The sequence below is a fragment of the Microbacterium sp. genome (assembly GCF_017305435.1).
Lineage (GTDB): Bacteria > Actinomycetota > Actinomycetes > Actinomycetales > Microbacteriaceae > Microbacterium.
This window is the reverse complement of the sequence record NZ_JAFKIP010000004.1, coordinates 409,813-427,425: the sequence shown is the minus strand read 5'-3', so window position 1 is coordinate 427,425 and position 17,613 is coordinate 409,813. Positions and strand designations below refer to the sequence as shown.

Here is a 17,613-nt window from a genome sequence, read left to right as displayed (position 1 = left end):
CGCTGGGCGTACTCATCGCATCGGCGGGTAGACTGACCGAAAGCTTCCGAAAAGGGGACATGATGGGAAACCTGTTCGCCGGTCCGCACCTGTGGATCCTCCTGATCGTGATCCTGCTCCTGTTCGGTGCGGCCAAGCTCCCGGCGCTCGCGAAGAGCATGGGGCAGTCCGCCCGCATCTTCAAGGGTGAGATGAAGGCGATGAAGAGCGACGACGCGGATGCCGCGGCATCCACCGACAGCACCGCGTCTCCCGCACCCGGCGTCGCGCAGAACGTCGCCCAGCCTCCCGCGCCGGCGTCCGAACCGGCCAAGCCGGCCGCGCCGGACACCACCTCCTGACCGGACCCGTGGCCACGGCCGAACACCCGCCGCTCGGAACGGAAGATCCGCCGCGCCGCGACAAGCGCATGTCGCTCGGGCAGCACCTCACCGAGCTGCGCAAGCGCTTCATCATCGGGCTCGTCGCGCTCGTGGTCGGAATGGTCGCGGCGTACTTCCTCACCGACTGGATCATCTGGGCGATGACCGAGCCCATCCGCGTCGTTGCGGAGAAGCGCGGCGAGGACGTCGGCCTCATGATCGACACCGTCACGGGCGCGTTCGATCTGCGCCTGCGGATCTCATTCGCGGTCGGCATCATCATCTCCGCTCCGATCTGGCTCTGGCAGCTGTGGGCATTCCTCATGCCCGGGCTCACCCGCAAGGAGATCCGCTACACGATCGGCTTCGTCGCCGCTGCGATCCCGCTGTTCTTCGCGGGCTGCTTCGTCGGCTGGTGGGTCATGCCGCACATCGTCGAGATCATGGCGTCGTTCACGCCCGAGGGCGCGGCGAACTGGTTCCAGGCGAAGTACTACTACGACTTCGTCTTCAAGCTCGTCATCGTCGTCGGGGTCTCCTTCGTCGTGCCGGTCTTCCTCGTCGCGCTCAACCTCGCCGGCATCATGACCGGCCGTGCGATCCTCAAGGCGTGGCGCGTCGCCGTGCTCATCGCCGTCGGGTTCGCCGGGCTCGCGACGCCCGCTGCCGACGTCGTGAGCATGCTGCTGCTCGCCGGCATCCTCGTCGTGCTCTTCTTCGCGGCTGCCGGGCTGTCGATGCTCTTCGACCGCCGCCGCGCCAAGCGCGCCCGGGCCGAGCTCGGGCCGATCGCATGACAGCCGGAGAGCCGACCGATCCTGCGACGCGGTACGCACAGGCCCAGGCGCTCCGTGCGCACCCGTTCACAGCGGCATTCGCCGCCACGCAGCGCTTCGAGCTCGACCCCTTCCAGATCGCGGCGTGCCACGCGCTCGAGGACGGCCGGAGCGTCCTCGTCGCCGCCCCGACGGGCGCCGGCAAGACGATCGTCGGAGAGTTCGCGATCCATCTCGCGATGCTCGCAGCGGGGGAGAAGGCGTTCTACACGACGCCGATGAAGGCCCTGTCGAACCAGAAGTTCCGTGAGCTCCAGGAGGTCTACGGCGAGGACGAGGTCGGGCTCCTCACCGGCGACACCAACATCAACGGCGGAGCGCGCGTCGTCGTCATGACCACCGAGGTGCTCCGGAACATGCTCTATGCCGACGCGGCGGCACTCCGGGGGCTGCGCTACGTCATCATGGACGAAGTGCACTACCTCGCCGACAGGTTCCGCGGGGCGGTGTGGGAAGAGGTCATCATCCACCTCCCGCCGCATGTTCGTCTCGTCTCGCTCTCGGCCACGGTGTCCAATGCGGAGGAATTCGGCGACTGGCTCGGTACCGTCCGCGGCGATACCGAGGTGATCGTCTCGGAGACCCGGCCCGTCCCGCTCGAGCAGCACGTGCTCGTGCGCGGAGACCTGCTGCCCCTCTTCGACGATCGCGCGGGCGTCGCGACCGCACTCGTCAACCAGGAGCTCATGCGGATCCGCGGCGGCAGCGGCTCGCGCTACGAGAACAACCGGCAGGCGCAGCAGTACCGCTCTGCCGGGGGCCGGGAGAGCGGAAAGCGGCCGCCGCGCGGCGGGCGCCGCCCCGTGCGGTCGTCGAATGTGCAGCGCATCGAGCGACTGGACCGCCCCCAGGTCGTCCAGTTGCTGGAGCGCGCGAACCTGCTGCCCGCGATCTTCTTCATCTTCAGCCGTGCCGGCTGCGACGGCGGCGTACAGCAGGTGCGGCGATCGGGGCTGCGCCTCACGACACGCGAGGAGCGCGACGAGATCCGACGCGTCGTCGACGAGCGCACCCGCACGCTCGCGGAGGACGACCTGCAGGTGCTCGGCTATTGGGAGTGGCGCGAGAACCTCGAGCGAGGCATCGCCGCACACCACGCGGGGCTCCTGCCCGCGTTCAAGGAGGTCGTCGAGGAGCTCTTCCGGCGAAAGCTCGTCAAGGTCGTCTTCGCGACCGAGACGCTCGCGCTGGGCATCAACATGCCCGCCCGCACCGTCGTCCTCGAGAAGCTCGAGAAGTTCAACGGCGAAGCGCGGGTCGCGATCACCTCGGGGGAGTACACGCAGCTCACCGGCCGCGCGGGTCGCCGCGGCATCGACGTCGAGGGGCACGCCGTCATCCAGTGGACCGAGGCTCTCGATCCGCAGGCGGTAGCCGCTCTCGCATCCCGCCGCACGTATCCGCTCAACTCGAGCTTCCGGCCGACCTACAACATGGCCGTCAATCTCATCGACCAGGTCGGGCGCGAGCGCGCGAGAGAGATTCTGGAGTCCTCCTTCGCGCAGTTCCAGGCCGACCGGGCGGTCGTGGGCCTCGCTCGCGAGGTGAAGGATGCCGAAGAGTCGCTCGCCGGCTACGCGAAAGCCATGCAGTGCGACCGCGGGGATTTCGTCGCCTACGCCGGCATGCGCCGCGAACTCAGCGACCTCGAGAAGCTGAACCGCGCCGACCGGACGGCACCCGCGCGGATCCGCGACGCACGTTCGCGTGAGATCCAGGCGCTCCGGACGCGCCTGCAGCGGCATCCCTGCCATTCCTGCCCCGATCGCGAGGCGCACGCGCGCTGGGGGGAGCGGTACGCGAAGCTCGAGCGTCGCGTCGAGAAGAACCGGCGCCAGATCGAGGCGCGCACCGGGACCGTCGCGCGCGTCTTCGACCGTGTCGTGGACGTCCTCGCGGCGCTCGACTACGTGCGTGTCGGCGCCGACGGCGGGACGATGCTCACGGCGGCAGGCGCGACGATGAAGCGTATCTACGGCGAACGCGACCTGCTCGTCGCCGAGGCCCTCCGCCAGGGGCTGTGGGCCTCACTGGATGCGCCCGGGCTCGCCGCCCTCGCCTGCTGTCTCGTCTACGAGCCGCGCCGTGATGAGGCCGGTCCCGGAGAGCACGGGCTGCCCCGCGGCGCGTTCCGACAGGCGCTCAGCGAGACGCAGACCCTGTGGGCGCGTCTCGACGACCTCGAGCAGGACCATCGCCTGCCGGGCACCGAGCCCGTCTCGATGGGTCTCGCGACGGCGATGCACTCCTGGGCGCGCGGGGCGAGCCTGGACCGTGTCCTCGACGAGGCGGATCTCGCCGCGGGCGATTTCGTGCGGTGGTGCAAGCAGACGATCGACCTGCTCGACCAGCTGTCGCTCGTCGCCGAGGGGCCCGTGGCCGCGACCGCTCGCACCGCGCTCGAGTCCGTGCGCCGCGGCATCGTCGTCTACGGGTCGTTGTGAGGGGCCTCACGCCGCGCGGCACGCCCCTGCCGCGTCCGGTCCTGCCGCTGTGGGGGGCGGTGCTCTCGGCCGCGGCCGGCGGACTCGTCCTCACGACGGCGTTCCCGGCCCTGTCCTGGTGGGCGGCGGTGTTCGTCGCCGTACCGCTCGCTCTCGTCGCCCTCATCGGGAGGCGCGCGTGGGCGGCGGTACTCGTCGGCTTCGCCTTCGGGGCGACCCTGTTCTTCGTGAACCTGTCCTTCACGGCGCGCTATCTCGGCCCGATCCCCTGGATCGCCCTGTCGACGCTCGAGGCGGCGCTCACGGCGGTGATGGCGGTGCCCATCGCCTGGGCGTATCGATGGATGCCGCGGCTCGCGCCGGGCCCCTGGGGCCGCCTGATCGCCCTTCCCGCCCTCGTGGCGGGGCTCTGGGTCTCTCGGGAGGAGCTGCTCGGCACGTTCCCGTACGGGGGGTTCCCGTGGGCACGGCTCGGCGTGACCCAGGCATCCTCGCCGCTCGCGGAGGTCGCGTCCTGGACGGGCATGAGCGGGCTCACCTTCCTCATCGTGTTCGCCTGCGCCGCCGCGCTCGAGTACATCCGGCGCGGCGCGTTCCGCGACCTTCGCGGCCTCGTGCCGACCGTCGTCACGCTCGCCGTCCTCGTCGTCACGCCTCAGTTCCCGACGATGGATGCCGGGACGATGCGCGTCAGCGCTGTGCAGGGCAACGGACCGGCCGGATACTTCGACGTTCGTGAACCCTACGACGTGTTCCGTGCCCAGCTCGCGGCGACGCGCCCCATCGAGGGGGACGACGTCGACGTCCTGCTGTGGCCCGAGGGCGGCGTCGACGCCGATCCCACTCAGAACGCCTCTGTGGCGCGCGAGCTCGATTCACTCGCCGTCCGGGTGGACGCCCCGCTGCTGATCGGCGCGGTGACGCAGCGCGGCGACGAGTACTTCAACTCCGCACTCGTCTGGGAACGCGGCGCCGACAACCCCGTCGCGACGTACGACAAGCGGCATCCGGTGCCGTTCGGCGAGTACGTGCCCGACCGCCCGTTCTGGCGTCAGTTCGCCCCCGATCTCATCGACCTCATCGGGCGCGAGTACACACCCGGCACGGCGATACCCGCTGTCGACGTGGGCGGAGTGCCGGTCGGGCTCGCGATCTGCTTCGACGTCATCTACGACGACGTCATCCGCGACGGGGCGCAGGCGGGTGCGCAGGTGTTCATGTTCCAGACGAACAACGCCGATTTCCGCGGGACGGACGAGAACCTGCAGCAGCTCGCCTTCGCGCGCATGCGCGCGATCGAGTCGGGCCGCGCCGTCGTGAACCTCTCCACGGTCGGAACGAGCCAGGTGATCGGAGCGGACGGGCAGACGATCGACAGCCTGCCCGCCGACGAGCCCGGTGCCATGGTCACGACGGTGCCGCTGCGCACCGGCCTCACTCCGGCGATGATCGCCGGGACGGCGGTCCAGACTGCTCTCGGCTGGGGGAGTGTGCTCATCCTCGTGCTCGTGGGGGTGTGGTCTCGGGTGCGCTCACGCCGCATCCGCGCCGGTGCGCCGCGCGCGGGCACGACGACGACGTCGGCCTCCGATTAGCTCGGAGGCCGACGTCCGGGGATTCGTCGACGCGGAGTGCGGACTCAGGCGCTGAGGCGCGCCGAATCGGTCGTGCCGCGGCGCGCGCGCAGGAGAGCGAGGCGCTCTTCGAGAAGCTCCTCCAGCTCGGGGATGGTGCGGCGCTCCATCAGCATGTCCCAGTGGGTGCGGGCGACCTTGTCTCCCGAGTGGTCGACCTCGACGACGGTGTCGCCGATACGGAGCACGGCTTCCGCACCGCACGTGCGGCACTCCCATGCTTCCGGAACCTCGGCGTCGGCCGCGAAGGTCAGAACGGTCTCGCGCGCACACTGCGTGCAGACGTACGTGTGGTTGGCGCGCTCGTGGAACACGACGCCTTCTTCGCTCTGTAGGCTCGAGGCGCCGAGTCGGATGCCGCGCAGGCTGCGATCTGCCATTGTGTGGTCCTCTCGTCTCATCAGGTATAACGCGCTCACCTGTGTGCATCATCCGAACGAGCAGCCTCGGACGCCGTTTCACAGCCGATGCTCAGGCCTGTCGCGGTGCGCCGAGAGGGTGCGTCGAGGACGCTCAGACGCGACGCTGTCGGATGGTCTCGAGCGCGACGTCGGCGCGATCGGTGACGAGACCGTCGACTCCGGCGTTCAGCAGCGCAATCATGAGTTCCGAGTCGTTCACGGTCCACACGTGGATCTCGACATCTGCGGCGTGGACGGCGCGTACCAGCCGCGGCGTCACGATGCGGACGGCGCCGGCCCGCTCGGGGACCTGGATCGCCTGGACGTTCGCCAGCGTTCGTCGCACGAGTCCCCGTGACCCCGTCGCGACGGCGGCGAGCAGGCGCGCGATCGTCGCCTGGCCTGCCGATGTCGCCGGGTCACCGCCCGCCGCGCGCGCGGCCTCGAGGGCGCGGCGGCGACGGCGGTCGGAGAAGCTCGTGACGAGAACGCGGTCCGCATGCGCCGCGATCACGCGGCCGAGCGGTAGCGCGGCATCCTCTGCCTTCACATCCAGGTTGAACCGCAGCGTCGGGAAGGCCTCGAGCGCCTCGGCGGCCGTCACGAGTCCGCCGCGGTCCGCCATGATGGCCGCGAGTTCGGCGTACCGCACGTCCGCGACGGCGCGCGGGTCGCCCGTGACGCGGGTGAGGTCGGCGTCGTGGAAGAGCACGACGGCCCCGTCACGCGTGAGATGGCAGTCGGACTCGACATACTCTGCGCCGACCGCGTGCGCCGCGGCGATGGCAGCGAGCGTGTTCTCGACCATCCCGTCCGCGTCGGGCGGGACGAAACCGCGGTGCGCGAGCACGCGGGGTGTCCGCGCCCCGAGGAACCACGGGTGCGTCACGAGGCGGCGGCCGCGCCAGCAGCCGATGCGTCGCCCGCGGGGCCTTCGGGCTCCGACGGTGCGACGACGGCGCCCGGGGTCGCGGACGCCACCCCGCCGACTCCGGCTGCGAACGCCGTTCCGATGCCCTTCATCGCCTCGGTGAACTCGCTCGGAATGATCCAGAGCTTGTTCGCGCCCCCGTCGCTGATCTTCGGCAGCGTCTGCAGGTACTGGTAGGCGAGCAGCTTGTCGTCGGGACGACCCGCATGGATCGCATCGAAGACGTTCTGGATCGCCGCCGCCTCGCCCTCGGCGCGGAGGATCGCGGCCTGCTTCTCGCCCTCCGCGTTCAGGATCGCCGCCTGGCGACGCCCCTCGGCTTCGAGGATCTGCGATTGCTTCGATCCCTCGGCGGTGAGAATGACGGCGCGACGGTCGCGCTCGGCCCGCATCTGCTTCTCCATGGAGTCCTGGATCGAGTGCGGCGGGTCGATCGCCTTCAGCTCGACGCGCGAGACGCGCAGCCCCCACTTGCCGGTAGCCTCGTCGAGGACGAGGCGCAGCTGACCGTTGATGTTGTCACGGCTCGTCAGGGCTTCTTCGAGGTTCAGTCCGCCGACGACGTTGCGGAGGGTCGTCGTCGTCAGCTGCTCGACGGCGGAGAGGTAGTTCGCGATCTCATAGGTCGCTGCCCGCGCGTCCGTCACCTGGAAATAGACGACCGTGTCGATCGACACGACGAGGTTGTCCTCGGTGATGACCGGCTGCGGCGGGAACGACACCACCTGCTCGCGCATGTCGACGAGCGGTCGCAGCCGATCGATGAAGGGGACCAGCAGGTTCAGACCGGGGGAGAGGGTGCGCTGGTAACGGCCCAGACGCTCCACGACGCCCGAATACGCCTGCGGGATGATGCGGATCGAGCGGAAGAGGACGACGATCACGAAGATCGCGATGACAACGAGCAGGACGATCACGAAGATCTGTCCCGCGAAGGCGCCGATGTCGACCATCAGTCGGTGCTCCTGTCGGTGGGGAGGGGGGATTCGGATGCCGTGGCGAGGGCCACCTCGACCATGGCGCCGCGCACGGCGGTCACGATGATGCGATCCCCGACGGCGAGAGCGTCGCTGCCGGGCCCGCGGGAGACCGACCACAGTTCCCCGTTGTCGAGTCGCGCCGCGGCGACATCTCCGGTGAACGGCGCCGTCAGTCTTCCGCCGAGCCCCCGGATCGCGTCGACGTTGGTCGGGTGCAGGACGCTCGACCGATGCAGCGCACGCAGCAGCAACGGTCTGATCGTGAAGAGGAGCAGCGCGGAGACGGCGGCGGCGGCGAGCACCTGCAGCCACCAGTCGCCGCCGAGGAGGTTCACTCCCAGACCGCCGATCAGCGTGCCACCGGCGAGCATCAGGAATGTGAACTCGAGGGTCAGCAGCTCGATGATCACGAACACGAGGGCGAGCACGATCCACGCGATCCACATGTACTGAGTCAGATCCGGCAACATCGCTCTGCTCCTTCAGCGCCTTGTCTGCACCCTAACATCGCCCTCCGACGCGAGGTCGGCCTGTAGGGTCGAAACGCCGCCGCGCGCCGCGTACCGGCCCCCGATTCACTGCAGGAGTCTCATGTCCCAGCCCATCCCCGCCGGCTCGCTCAGCGGTCGGACCGCCCTCGTCACCGGATCTTCCCGCGGCATCGGCGCCGACACCGCCACCTACCTCGCGCAGGCCGGCGCCAACGTCGTCATCAACTACCGCAACAAAGCGCCGCGGGCCGAGAAGCTCGCCACCCAGCTGCGCGAGCTCGGCGTCGAGGTGCTCGTCGTCGGCGCGGACCTCACCGACGCGGCATCCGTCGCCCAGATGATGACGCAGGTGAAGGAGGCCTTCGGAACGCTCGATCTGCTCGTGCTCAACGCCTCCGGCGGCATGGAGAGCGGCATGGGGGAGGACTACGCGCTCGTCCTCAACCGCGACGCTCAGCTCCAGGTGCTGGACGCCGCGCTGCCGCTCCTGCACGAGGACAACGGGCGCGGGGGATCGCGCGTCGTGTTCGTGACGAGCCACCAGGCGCACTTCATCCGCACGACCCCGACGATGCCCGAGTACGAGCCCGTCGCACTCTCCAAGCGCGCCGGTGAGGACGCCCTGCGCGAGCGCATTCCCGCGCTCGCTGCGCAGGGGATCGACTTCGTCGTCGTCTCGGGCGACATGATCGAGGGCACGATCACGGCGACGCTGCTCGAACGCGCGAACCCCGGCGCCATCGCGGATCGGCGCGAGTCCGCGGGCAAACTCTACAACGTCGCGGAGTTCGCGGCCGAGGTCGCCCTCGCCGCCGTCGAACCGATCCCACAGGACAACACCCGTCTCGTCGGCGACGTGAGTTCGTTCGCGGGCGAGTGAGCCCGCGGCATCCCGCACCGACGACGAAGCTCCCCGCGATCGGCTGATCGCGGGGAGCTTCGCTGTACGGGCTACTTGCCGAACGAGAAGGCGCGGAAGATCTGGATCACGCCCATCACGACCGCCGAGATGCCCAGCAGCCACCACAGCACGAGCGCGCCCCAGATGGGCGAGAAGAGCAGCGTGACGCCGGCGATCAGCGAGATGATCGCGTAGAAGATCGTCCATCCGCGCGACGGGGCGAGGTCGAGCGTCGACAGGGAGACGACGCCCTCGATGATCCACATGATGCCGACGAGGATGCCGAGGAACGCGGCGAGCCAGACGGCCGTCGCGCTGAGGTTCGTGAACGCGACGATTCCGGCAATGATGAACAGAACGCCGAGCAGGACATAGCCGATGCGGGCCCAGCCGCCCTTGCCGGCGGCGAAGATTCCGAGACCGGCATATACGAGTCCGGCAGCGATCGCGTAGATCGCGATGATGGCCGCGACGACCATGGCGGTCTTGCCGGGCCAGACGAGGATGAGGATACCGAGGACGAGCGAAAGAACGCCCCCGACACCGAGAGCGGTGCGGATGCCGTTGGTCGCGGTCTTCTCGAGGGACGGTTCAGCGGTCATGACGACCCCTTTCTGAGAATCTCCTGAACGAAGAGATGTGCTCAGAGTATCGCGCCGCCCGCCGACCGAGCACACATGACGCGCGGTGACGGGGGAGCCGCCGTCACCCCAGAAGCACCGTGATCCCGATGAGGATCGGCACGCAGCCGAGTGTCGTGACGAAGACGGTATCGCGCGCGATCGTCTCGCCGACATCGAAACGCTGGGCGTAGTTGAAGACGTTCTGCGCAGTGGGCAGAGCGGCGAGCACCGTCACGATGAGTACGTCGTGCGCGGGCAGCTGAAAGAGGAACCGGGCGACAGCCCACGCGATGAGCGGCATCGCGAACAGCTTCAGCGCCGATGCGAGGACGATGTCCCGTCGTCGTCCGGACGGCCCGAGCACACGCTGTCCGTGCAGCGAGATGCCGTAGCTGATGAGGAGGATCGGCACGCAGGCATCCGCGATCAGCTGGGCGGGGTCGAGGACGATCGGCGGGAGCTTCCATCCGGACAGAGACACCGCGACGCCGAGGACGGATCCGACGACGATCGGGTTCGTGAGCGTGCGGCGCAGGATCGGGAACGGTCGACGCTGTCCCGTCGTGACTGCCTCGAAGATCGCCATCGTGACGGGCGTGAAGACGAGCAGCTGCAGCAGGATGACGGGCGCCGGGTACGCGGCGCTGCCGAGGAGGTAGAGCGAGAGCGGGATGCCGATGTTGTTGGAGTTGACCTGACCGGCGGCCAGCGTGCCGACGAGCGTCTCCGCGACGTTCCGACGCCACACAGTCCGGGCCACGACGGCGTAGACGACGAAGACCGCCAGCGCGGCGATCGCGGAGACCGGCAGAAGTGCGCTGAACAGCGTGTGCACGTCGGCCTGTGCGAGGACGACGAACAGCAGGAACGGCGAGAGGACGAAGAAGGTCAGCCTGCTGAGGACGTGTCGCGCGTGCGGTCCGAGCAGATCGATGCGCCCCAGCACGTAGCCGAGGAGGATCGCGACACCGACGACGGCGAACCCGGTGAGCGTCTCCAGCATCCTTCGATGCTATTGCGCGTGACCTCCCGGCGATCGCGCAATCACCGATAATGCACATTATGTCAGCTCGTTGACGAATCGGCCTCGACTGCGTCTCCCCCTCCCGGCTCGCGATCGAGCACGGCCGGACGCGCCAGCGAGAGCCAGATGAAGTAGGCGCCTCCGGCAAGGATCAGCCCCAGCACGATGAGACCGGGGATGAACGCATCGGCGGGCGTCAGAAGGACGACGAGCACCAGCAGAACCCAGATCAGTGCGAGGACGGCGATGGGTCGTTCCCACCGTCCCAGCGAGAACCCGCCTTCGCGGCGTTCCATTCGTCGACGGACGGCGAGGTACAGTGCGACGATCGCGCCGTACATGAGCGCGGGCAGGAGCGTCCCCGCCACGATCAGCTGGTTCAGGGCCTCCCCCGGCAACGCGAGCATGAGGATCACGCCGATCACGACGATCACGACGGTCGCGAACACGGGCGTGCGCGTGCGGCGGTTGACCCGGCTCATCAGCACCCCCAGCGGAAACCGGCCATCTCGTGCCATCGCGAACGCCTGCCGCGCCCCCGCCGCCATGATGACCAGTCCCGCGCCGAAGAAGGCGAACACGATGCCTCCGAGCAGCATCCGTTCCCAGACCGGACCGAGCTGACTGCGGATGATCGCGGCCACCGGCGAGGGATCCGCGGTGATCGTGGCGATATCGGGGATCGCGAGGGTGAGGACCACGAGGAACGCCAGCCCTGCCACGCTCGCCGCGACGACGGACCAGACGATGGCGCGGGGAACGTTGCGGAAGGGGTTCTTCGCCTCCTCCGCGAGGTTGGCGGCGGAGTCGAAACCGACCAAGGTCGTCAGGCCCATGAGCGCTCCGGCCATGAGTCCGCCACCGATCGCGAGATAGTGCGGATCCGTCGCCGCGACTCCGCGCGAGACGACGTTGGACGGCTCTGCCGAGCCCGTGACGCTCATCACGATCAGCAGAACGACGACGAGGACGGCGATGATCCCGAGCTCCACGGCGACGGCGGCGGAGGTGATCAGTGCGAAGAGCCGGGTGGAGAGGATGACCAGTACCGCCTGCACGCAGAGAATGCCCAGTGTCAGGACGCGTGCGGTCTCCTCGCTCGCCTCCATGCCCAGCATCGGCATGACCGCCTGGCTCGCCATCGCATTCGCCATGGTCACCACGGCGATCGCGAGGTACCAGAAGCTGAGCCAGCCGAAGAACCACCCGACGCGAGGGGTCGCCAGACGCGACGCCCACTGGTAGGACGAACCGCTCAGGGCGATCCGCGCCGCGAACTGCGCGACCACCAGTGCGACCAAGGTCTGCCCGACCGCGGCGGCGACCCACAGCCAGATGCCGACCGGGCCTGCCGTCTGCAGCATCTCGCCGTACGTTGCGAAGACGCCGACGGCGACGGAGATGAACGCGAACGAGATGGCGAACACCTGGAAGCCACCGAGCGTTCGGGTCAGCTGGGGCCTGGCGGCATCCTCGACTGCACGGACGGGTGGGATCGACAGATCGGGCATCGGCGCTCTCCTGGGTTCGACTCATTGTCAGAGCGTCCCCGCGGCATCCGCAACATCCCTTAGCGGACATGTCCGCAAGAGGGCGACGCGTCGGAGTATCCGCGCGCCGTCGAAGGTTCCTGAGGACTCCGATCAGCCGGGCTTGCGCGTCCACACGTGATGCACGACGCCCGAGGGCGATGCGGTCGCCTCGGTGTCGAAGCGCTCGTCGATCCCCTCGAGACCCTCCCAGAGCCGCACGCCGCGCCCCAGCAGGATCGGCACGACGACGACGTGCAGGTGGTCGACGAGGTCGGCCTCGAGGAAGGAACGGATGACGCTCGGCCCGCCGCCCAGACGCACGTCGGCGCCCCGCGCCTCCTCCGTCGCGAGGGCGAGTGCGTCCGCCGGGGCAAGATCCCGGAAGAGGAAGGTCGTGTCCCCCACGCGGAGATCACGACGCGGATGATGGGTCAGCACGACGACCGGCGTGTGGAACGGCGGCTCCTCGCCCCACCAGCCCCGCCAGGACTCGTCCTCCCACTCCCCCTGCTGCGGTCCGAACTTCCGGCGCCCCATGATCTCGGCGCCGATGCCGTCCCAGGATGCCGCGGCGAATGCGTCGTCCACGCCCCGCGTTCCCGCTCCCACCGCCTCCGACTCGTGCCCCGACGTGCTCACGAAGGTGTGGGTCGGGAAGAACCACTGCATCAGGCGGCCGCCGGCGTGCCCGAACGGGGTCTCGAGCGACTGCCCCTCCCCCGTCGCGAAGCCGTCCAGCGAGACGGCGATGTTGTGGGCGCGTAGCTTCGTCATGCACTCATGATCCCGGACCGACCTCGGACGAGTCCACCGACGCGCAGGAGTAGCGTGGACGGGTGCCCCTCGATCCTCTCCGCGCCGCCGTCGCGGGGCCTGGATGGCGCGGCTGGTTCATCTGGGGCGTCGGCGTCGCCGCCTACATGCTCGCCGTCGTCAACCGCTCCTCGCTGTCGGCCGTCGGGATCGACACGGCAGAGCGTTTCGGCGCGGATGCCGCGACGCTGTCGATGTTCGCCGTCGTCCAGCTCGCGGTATACGGCGGCATGCAGATCCCGGTCGGACTCCTCCTCGATCGCTATGGTGCGCGCCCGATCATGGCGATCGGAATGCTCCTCATGGCCGTCGGACAGCTCACTCTCGCCGTCTCCCCCAGCGTCGGCGTCGCGATCTTCGCACGCGTCCTCCTCGGCGCCGGCGACGCCGCCGTGTTCCCCGGCGTGCTCCGTCTGATCGCGACCTGGTTCCCGGCGCAGCGCGGTCCGCTCATGAGCCAGCTCACCGGTCTCGTGGGCCAGTCCGGGCAGCTCCTCGCGCTCGCCCCGCTCGCAGCCCTCTTGCACGCCACAAGTTGGGAGATCGTCTTCGGCGGCATCGCGGCCCTCTGCGTCCTGTTCGCCGTGCTGGTCTACGCGTGCATCCGCAATCATCCGCCGGAGCTGCCGGCGGACGTCTCGGTCGACACCGACACCGGTGCGATTCGTGTCGTCCGCTCCGCGATGGACACCGGCGTCGGCATCCGGGCCGCCTGGGCGCACCCCGGCACCCGGCTCGCCTTCTGGTCGCATTTCACGACACCGTTCGCAGGGACCGCCTTCGTGCTCCTCTGGGGCATGCCGTTCCTCACCGCCGGCGAAGGGCTCGAGAAGGGCCAGGCCGCCGGCGTGCTGTCCGTCTACGTCGTCGTCGGCATGGTTCTCGGCCCCGTGATGGGCGACCTCTCCCGCCGCATCCCCCACCGGCGCTCACGCGCGCTCGTGCTTCCCGCCGTCGCGACGCAGGCCGTCGGGTGGACGGCCGTCCTGCTGTGGCCCGGCGCCGCTCCGCTGTGGCTGCTGTACGGGCTCGCCTTCGCACTCGCGATGGGCGGCCCCGCGTCGATGATCGCGTTCGACCATGCGCGCACGCACAACCCGGCCCATCGCCTGTCGACCGCCACCGGGATCACGAACGTGGGCGGCTTCCTCGCTGCGCTCATCGCGATCTTCGCGATCGGACTCGCACTCGACCTGCAGGGCGCGGGCACGCCGGACACCTACCGCCTGGAGGCCTTCCGCATCGCCTTCCTCACGCAGTTCCCGCTGTGGGCACTGGGCTGGACGTTCATCGTGATCGAACGCCGCAAGACACGCGTCCTCCTGGGGATCGACCCGCCGCGGCATCCGCGCTGAGCACCGGCCGACCCTCAGCGCGGCGCGACCTCGATCCACTCCCCGCCGAACTTGGGCTCCCGGCCGTCGCCTGACGACGTGCCGGTGAGCCGGCGTCGCACCCACGGTCCGAGGTGCTCGCGGAAGTAGTCGCGCTGTGCGAGACGGATGGGTTCAGGAAGCTCCGGCAGCGACCACCAGCCGTCGGGAACCCGCTCACCGAGCGCTTCGAGCACGCGCGCGGCCACGCGGTGATGTCCGCGGCTGTTCATGTGCAGGCGATCCTCGGACCAGTACGACGGGTCCGACAGCTCGGCATCCGGCCAGTTGAGCGCCTGGACGACGTCCTCGCGCTCCTCCATCCGCGCGACGACGGCGGCCGACATGAGGTCGCCGCGCCGCTGGATCACACGGCTGAGCGGCAGCTGCGCGGACGGGTTCGCGCCGGAGAGGAGGATGAGGCGCACGCCCTCTTCGTCGCACCGACGCAGGACCTGGCTGAAGGCATCCGCGATGTGCGCGATCGAGGTGCGGGGGCGCAGCATGTCGTTTCCGCCGCCGTTGAACGACAGATGCGTCGGCTTCAGTGCGAGGGCGCGCTCCAGCTGCTGGGTCACGATCGGCCACACGAGCTTGCCGCGGATCGCGAGGTTCGCGTAGGCGATCGCCTCTCCGCGCGCGTCGGCCCATCCTTGCGCGGCGAGGTCGGCCCAGCCTCGGACGGTGCCGTCGGGAAGCTCATCCCCGACGCCCTCGGTGAACGAGTCGCCGATGGCGACGAAACGAATGGATGCCACCCGACGAGCCTACGCGCGGTGCCGGCGGGAACGGATCACGTCGTCTCAGCGCTCGTCGAGGGCCAGGCCGCGCGGGTCGGCGAGCCCCCAGGCCGCCCCTGCCGCCACGAGGAAGAACGCGGCGAACACCGTGAACAGCAGCGGCGTGCCGCCGAGCGCAAGGAGACCGGGAACCGTGAGCGGTGCGATGATCGACGCGATGCGTCCGACCCCGGCGGCCCAACCCGCACCCGTTGCCCGGGTGGAGGTCGGATAGTTCTCCGGCGTGACGGCATAGAGCGCGCCCCAGGCGCCGAGTGTGAAGAACGACAGCGCCATGCCCGCGCCGATGACGGCACCCTCCCCTACCGACGTGCCGAAGAGCACGGCTGACGCAGTTGCACCCGCGAGGAACACCGACAGCGTCGTACGGCGTCCCAATACCTCGATGAGCCACGCCGCGACGGCGTACCCGGGCAGCTGCGCGAGCGTGATCACCAGGGTGAACCCGAACGACTTCACGAGGTCGTAGCCCTGCGCGAACAGGATCGAGGGGATCCAGATGAAGGCCCCGTAGTACGCGAAGTTGACGCAGAACCAGACGATCCAGAGCGATGCGGTGCGGACGCGGAACTCCGGCGTCCACAACGAGACGAGTCGCCGGGCGGTCGTGGTCGTCGCGGCATCCGGTCGCGGCGCGGGCGCCGCGGGTCGCAGCGACGGGGGCGGCGTGGCCGAAGCCGGCGTCCCGAGCGCCGCCGCCTCGAACCGGGCCACGACCTGGTCGGCCTCGGCGAGACGCCCGCGCCGCGCGAGCCAGCGCGGCGACTCCGGCAGACCCCAGCGCACGATGAGGGCGTAGACCGCGGGGATCGCGCCGAGCGCGAATGCCCACCGCCACCCCTCCGCGCCGGCGGGGATCACGAGGTAGCCGATGAGCGCCGCCGCGGTCCACCCCACGGCCCAGAACGCCTCCAGGATCACGATGACCCGGCCTCGGATCCGCGCCGGCGCCAGTTCGCTCACATACGTGCTCGCGACGGGAAGCTCCGCTCCGAGTCCGAGCCCCACGACGACGCGCAGCGCGATGAGCGCCGCCAGACCGCCGACGAGCGCACTCGCACCCGTCGCGACGCCGTACACGAGCAGTGTGACGGCGAACACCGAGCGTCTGCCGAACCGATCGGCGAGGAGGCCGCCGACACTCGCGCCGACCGCCATGCCGACGAAGCCCGCCGACGCGATCCACGACGCCTGCTCCCCCGTCAGCGACCACTGCGCGATGAGCACCGTGATGACGAACGAGATGAGGCCGACGTCCATCGCGTCGAGCGCCCAGCCGAGGCCGGAGCCGGTCAGCACCTTCGCGTGTGCGCGCGTGAAAGGCAGCGCGTCCAGGCGCACGCCGATCGAGGCGTCGGCGCGGGTCGGAGCATCCGTCATGAGGGAATGCTACTCAGGCGTCCCGCAGCAGGTCCTGCACCATCGGCGCGACCGTCGTGCCGTAGAGCTCGATCGAGCGCATCAGCATCGCGTGGGGCATCGTTCCGTTCGCGTACTTGAGGTCGAACCGGTCGACGTCGAGCACGCGGACGGCCGCGGCGATCTTACGTGCCACGGTCTCGGGCGAACCGGCGAACAGCGCGCCGTCGGGACCGACATCGTGCTGGAACTGCAGTCGGCTGTAGGGCGGCCAGCCGCGCTCGGCGCCGATCGCATTGCGGTTCGCCTCCATCGCCGGGTAGAGCTCTTCCCACGCCTGCTCGTCGGTGTCGGCGATGTGCCCCGGTGAGTGCACGCCGATCGGAAGGCGGTCCCGTCCGAACTCTTCGAGCGAGCGATGGTAGAGGTCGACGAAGGGGCGGAACCGTGCCGGTGCGCCGCCGATGATGGCGAGCATGAGGTTGAAGCCGTACCGCGCCGTCCGCACGACCGACGCCGGAGTGCCGCCGACGCCGACCCATACCGGGAAGCCGTTCTCCGTCTTCGGGTACACGTCGGCGTCCGCGAGCGCGGCGCGCGTCGTACCCTCCCAGGTCACCGGCCGCTCGTCGCGAAGCCGCGCGAAGAGGTCGAGCTTCTCCTCGAAGAGGACCTCGTAGTCACGCAGGTCGTAGCCGAACAGGGGGAAGGACTCCGTGAACGAGCCGCGCCCGACGATCGCCTCCGCGCGGCCTCCGGAGACCGCATCGAGCGTCGCGAAGCGCTCGTACGCGCGCACCGGGTCATCGCTGGAGAGCACCGTGACGGCCGTGCCGAGGTGGATGTTCCGAGTGCGCGACGCAGCCGCCGCGAGGACGATCTCGGGGCTCGACACCGCGAACTCGTGCCGGTGATGCTCCCCCACGCCGAAGTACGCGAGCCCGAGCTCATCGCCGAGCACGGCTTCATCGACGATGTTGCGGATCGTCTGCGCATCGCTCGTGCGCGTGCCGTCATCGTTCAGGGTGATGTCGCCGAACGTGTGCAGGCCCAGTTTCACTTCATGCATGTGAATGGGAACCACCGAGACGGATGCCGCATTCCCGGCA

Annotated in this window: 17 protein-coding genes; 6 read left to right on the top strand and 11 right to left on the bottom strand. The window is 69.5% G+C overall.

The genetic code is table 11. From position 1 onward, the window contains the following. Nucleotides 1–59: 59 nt before the first annotated feature. The 4 genes from tatA to lnt all read left to right on the top strand — a co-directional run bounded on the left by tatA (nucleotide 60) and on the right by lnt (nucleotide 5,237). Entirely contained in the window at nucleotides 60–341 is a 282-nt protein-coding gene (gene tatA, locus J0I43_RS08120; protein ID WP_292861714.1) for a Sec-independent protein translocase subunit TatA, read from the top strand. A 68-nt stretch (nucleotides 342–409) separates the two neighbouring features. After that, nucleotides 410–1,159, top strand: coding sequence for a twin-arginine translocase subunit TatC (gene tatC, locus J0I43_RS08115; protein ID WP_292861980.1), 750 nt, complete (start codon nucleotides 410–412; stop codon nucleotides 1,157–1,159). Then, a complete protein-coding gene (locus J0I43_RS08110) occupies nucleotides 1,156–3,642 on the top strand; it encodes a DEAD/DEAH box helicase (RefSeq protein ID WP_292861711.1) in 2,487 nt (828 codons plus the stop codon). Before tatC ends, J0I43_RS08110 begins: the two co-directional genes overlap by 4 nt. Beyond that, entirely contained in the window at nucleotides 3,639–5,237 is a 1,599-nt protein-coding gene (gene lnt / locus J0I43_RS08105) for an apolipoprotein N-acyltransferase (protein WP_292861708.1), read from the top strand. The genes J0I43_RS08110 and lnt overlap by 4 nt, the downstream gene beginning before the upstream one ends. A 44-nt stretch (nucleotides 5,238–5,281) precedes the next feature. Here the strand turns inward: lnt and J0I43_RS08100 are convergent, their stop codons facing one another. The 4 genes from J0I43_RS08100 to J0I43_RS08085 form a co-directional block, all read right to left on the bottom strand. After that, on the bottom strand, nucleotides 5,282–5,656 hold the full coding sequence (locus J0I43_RS08100; RefSeq protein WP_292861705.1) for an RNA polymerase-binding protein RbpA: 375 nt from the start codon (nucleotides 5,654–5,656) through the stop codon (nucleotides 5,282–5,284). A gap of 133 nt (nucleotides 5,657–5,789) precedes the next feature. Continuing rightward, entirely contained in the window at nucleotides 5,790–6,566 is a 777-nt protein-coding gene (locus tag J0I43_RS08095; RefSeq protein WP_292861702.1) for a glycerophosphodiester phosphodiesterase family protein, read from the bottom strand. Next, nucleotides 6,563–7,561 carry an SPFH domain-containing protein gene (locus tag J0I43_RS08090; RefSeq protein ID WP_292861699.1) on the bottom strand — a complete coding sequence of 333 codons (999 nt, stop codon included), beginning with the start codon at nucleotides 7,559–7,561 and terminating at the stop codon, nucleotides 6,563–6,565. The genes J0I43_RS08095 and J0I43_RS08090 overlap by 4 nt, the downstream gene beginning before the upstream one ends. Next, nucleotides 7,561–8,058 carry an NfeD family protein gene (locus tag J0I43_RS08085; protein ID WP_292861696.1) on the bottom strand — a complete coding sequence of 166 codons (498 nt, stop codon included), beginning with the start codon at nucleotides 8,056–8,058 and terminating at the stop codon, nucleotides 7,561–7,563. The genes J0I43_RS08090 and J0I43_RS08085 overlap by 1 nt, the downstream gene beginning before the upstream one ends. A 121-nt stretch (nucleotides 8,059–8,179) precedes the next feature. On the opposite strand from J0I43_RS08085, the gene J0I43_RS08080 reads away from it, so the two are divergent. Then, a complete protein-coding gene (locus J0I43_RS08080) occupies nucleotides 8,180–8,959 on the top strand; it encodes an SDR family oxidoreductase (RefSeq protein ID WP_292861694.1) in 780 nt (259 codons plus the stop codon). 71 nt (nucleotides 8,960–9,030) lie between these two features. Here J0I43_RS08080 and J0I43_RS08075 read toward each other — a convergent pair whose 3' ends face one another. From J0I43_RS08075 to J0I43_RS08060, 4 genes are all read right to left on the bottom strand, one after another. Beyond that, nucleotides 9,031–9,582: an HdeD family acid-resistance protein gene (locus tag J0I43_RS08075; protein ID WP_292861692.1), complete on the bottom strand. Its 552-nt coding sequence runs from the start codon at nucleotides 9,580–9,582 to the stop codon at nucleotides 9,031–9,033. Nucleotides 9,583–9,685: 103 nt separating this feature from the next. Beyond that, on the bottom strand, nucleotides 9,686–10,606 hold the full coding sequence (locus J0I43_RS08070; RefSeq protein WP_292861689.1) for an AEC family transporter: 921 nt from the start codon (nucleotides 10,604–10,606) through the stop codon (nucleotides 9,686–9,688). A gap of 62 nt (nucleotides 10,607–10,668) precedes the next feature. Beyond that, entirely contained in the window at nucleotides 10,669–12,138 is a 1,470-nt protein-coding gene (locus J0I43_RS08065) for an APC family permease (RefSeq protein ID WP_292861686.1), read from the bottom strand. Nucleotides 12,139–12,270: 132 nt separating this feature from the next. Then, nucleotides 12,271–12,933: a dihydrofolate reductase family protein gene (locus J0I43_RS08060; RefSeq protein ID WP_292861683.1), complete on the bottom strand. Its 663-nt coding sequence runs from the start codon at nucleotides 12,931–12,933 to the stop codon at nucleotides 12,271–12,273. Nucleotides 12,934–13,079: 146 nt separating this feature from the next. Here J0I43_RS08060 and J0I43_RS08055 point away from each other — a divergent pair, with 146 nt between their 5' ends. Then, nucleotides 13,080–14,327, top strand: a complete 1,248-nt coding sequence (locus J0I43_RS08055; protein WP_292861977.1) for a nitrate/nitrite transporter — start codon at nucleotides 13,080–13,082, stop codon at nucleotides 14,325–14,327. A gap of 14 nt (nucleotides 14,328–14,341) precedes the next feature. On the opposite strand, the gene J0I43_RS08050 is transcribed toward J0I43_RS08055, so the two are convergent. From J0I43_RS08050 to J0I43_RS08040, 3 genes are read right to left on the bottom strand one after another with little or no spacing between them, the layout of a single operon-like run. After that, complete coding sequence (locus tag J0I43_RS08050) at nucleotides 14,342–15,103, bottom strand: SGNH/GDSL hydrolase family protein (protein WP_292861680.1); 762 nt, start codon at nucleotides 15,101–15,103, stop codon at nucleotides 14,342–14,344. A gap of 45 nt (nucleotides 15,104–15,148) precedes the next feature. Then, nucleotides 15,149–16,525, bottom strand: a complete 1,377-nt coding sequence (locus J0I43_RS08045; protein ID WP_292861677.1) for an MFS transporter — start codon at nucleotides 16,523–16,525, stop codon at nucleotides 15,149–15,151. A 13-nt stretch (nucleotides 16,526–16,538) separates the two neighbouring features. Then, nucleotides 16,539–17,573 carry an LLM class flavin-dependent oxidoreductase gene (locus J0I43_RS08040; RefSeq protein WP_292861674.1) on the bottom strand — a complete coding sequence of 345 codons (1,035 nt, stop codon included), beginning with the start codon at nucleotides 17,571–17,573 and terminating at the stop codon, nucleotides 16,539–16,541. Between the last annotated feature and the right edge of the window lie 40 nt (nucleotides 17,574–17,613).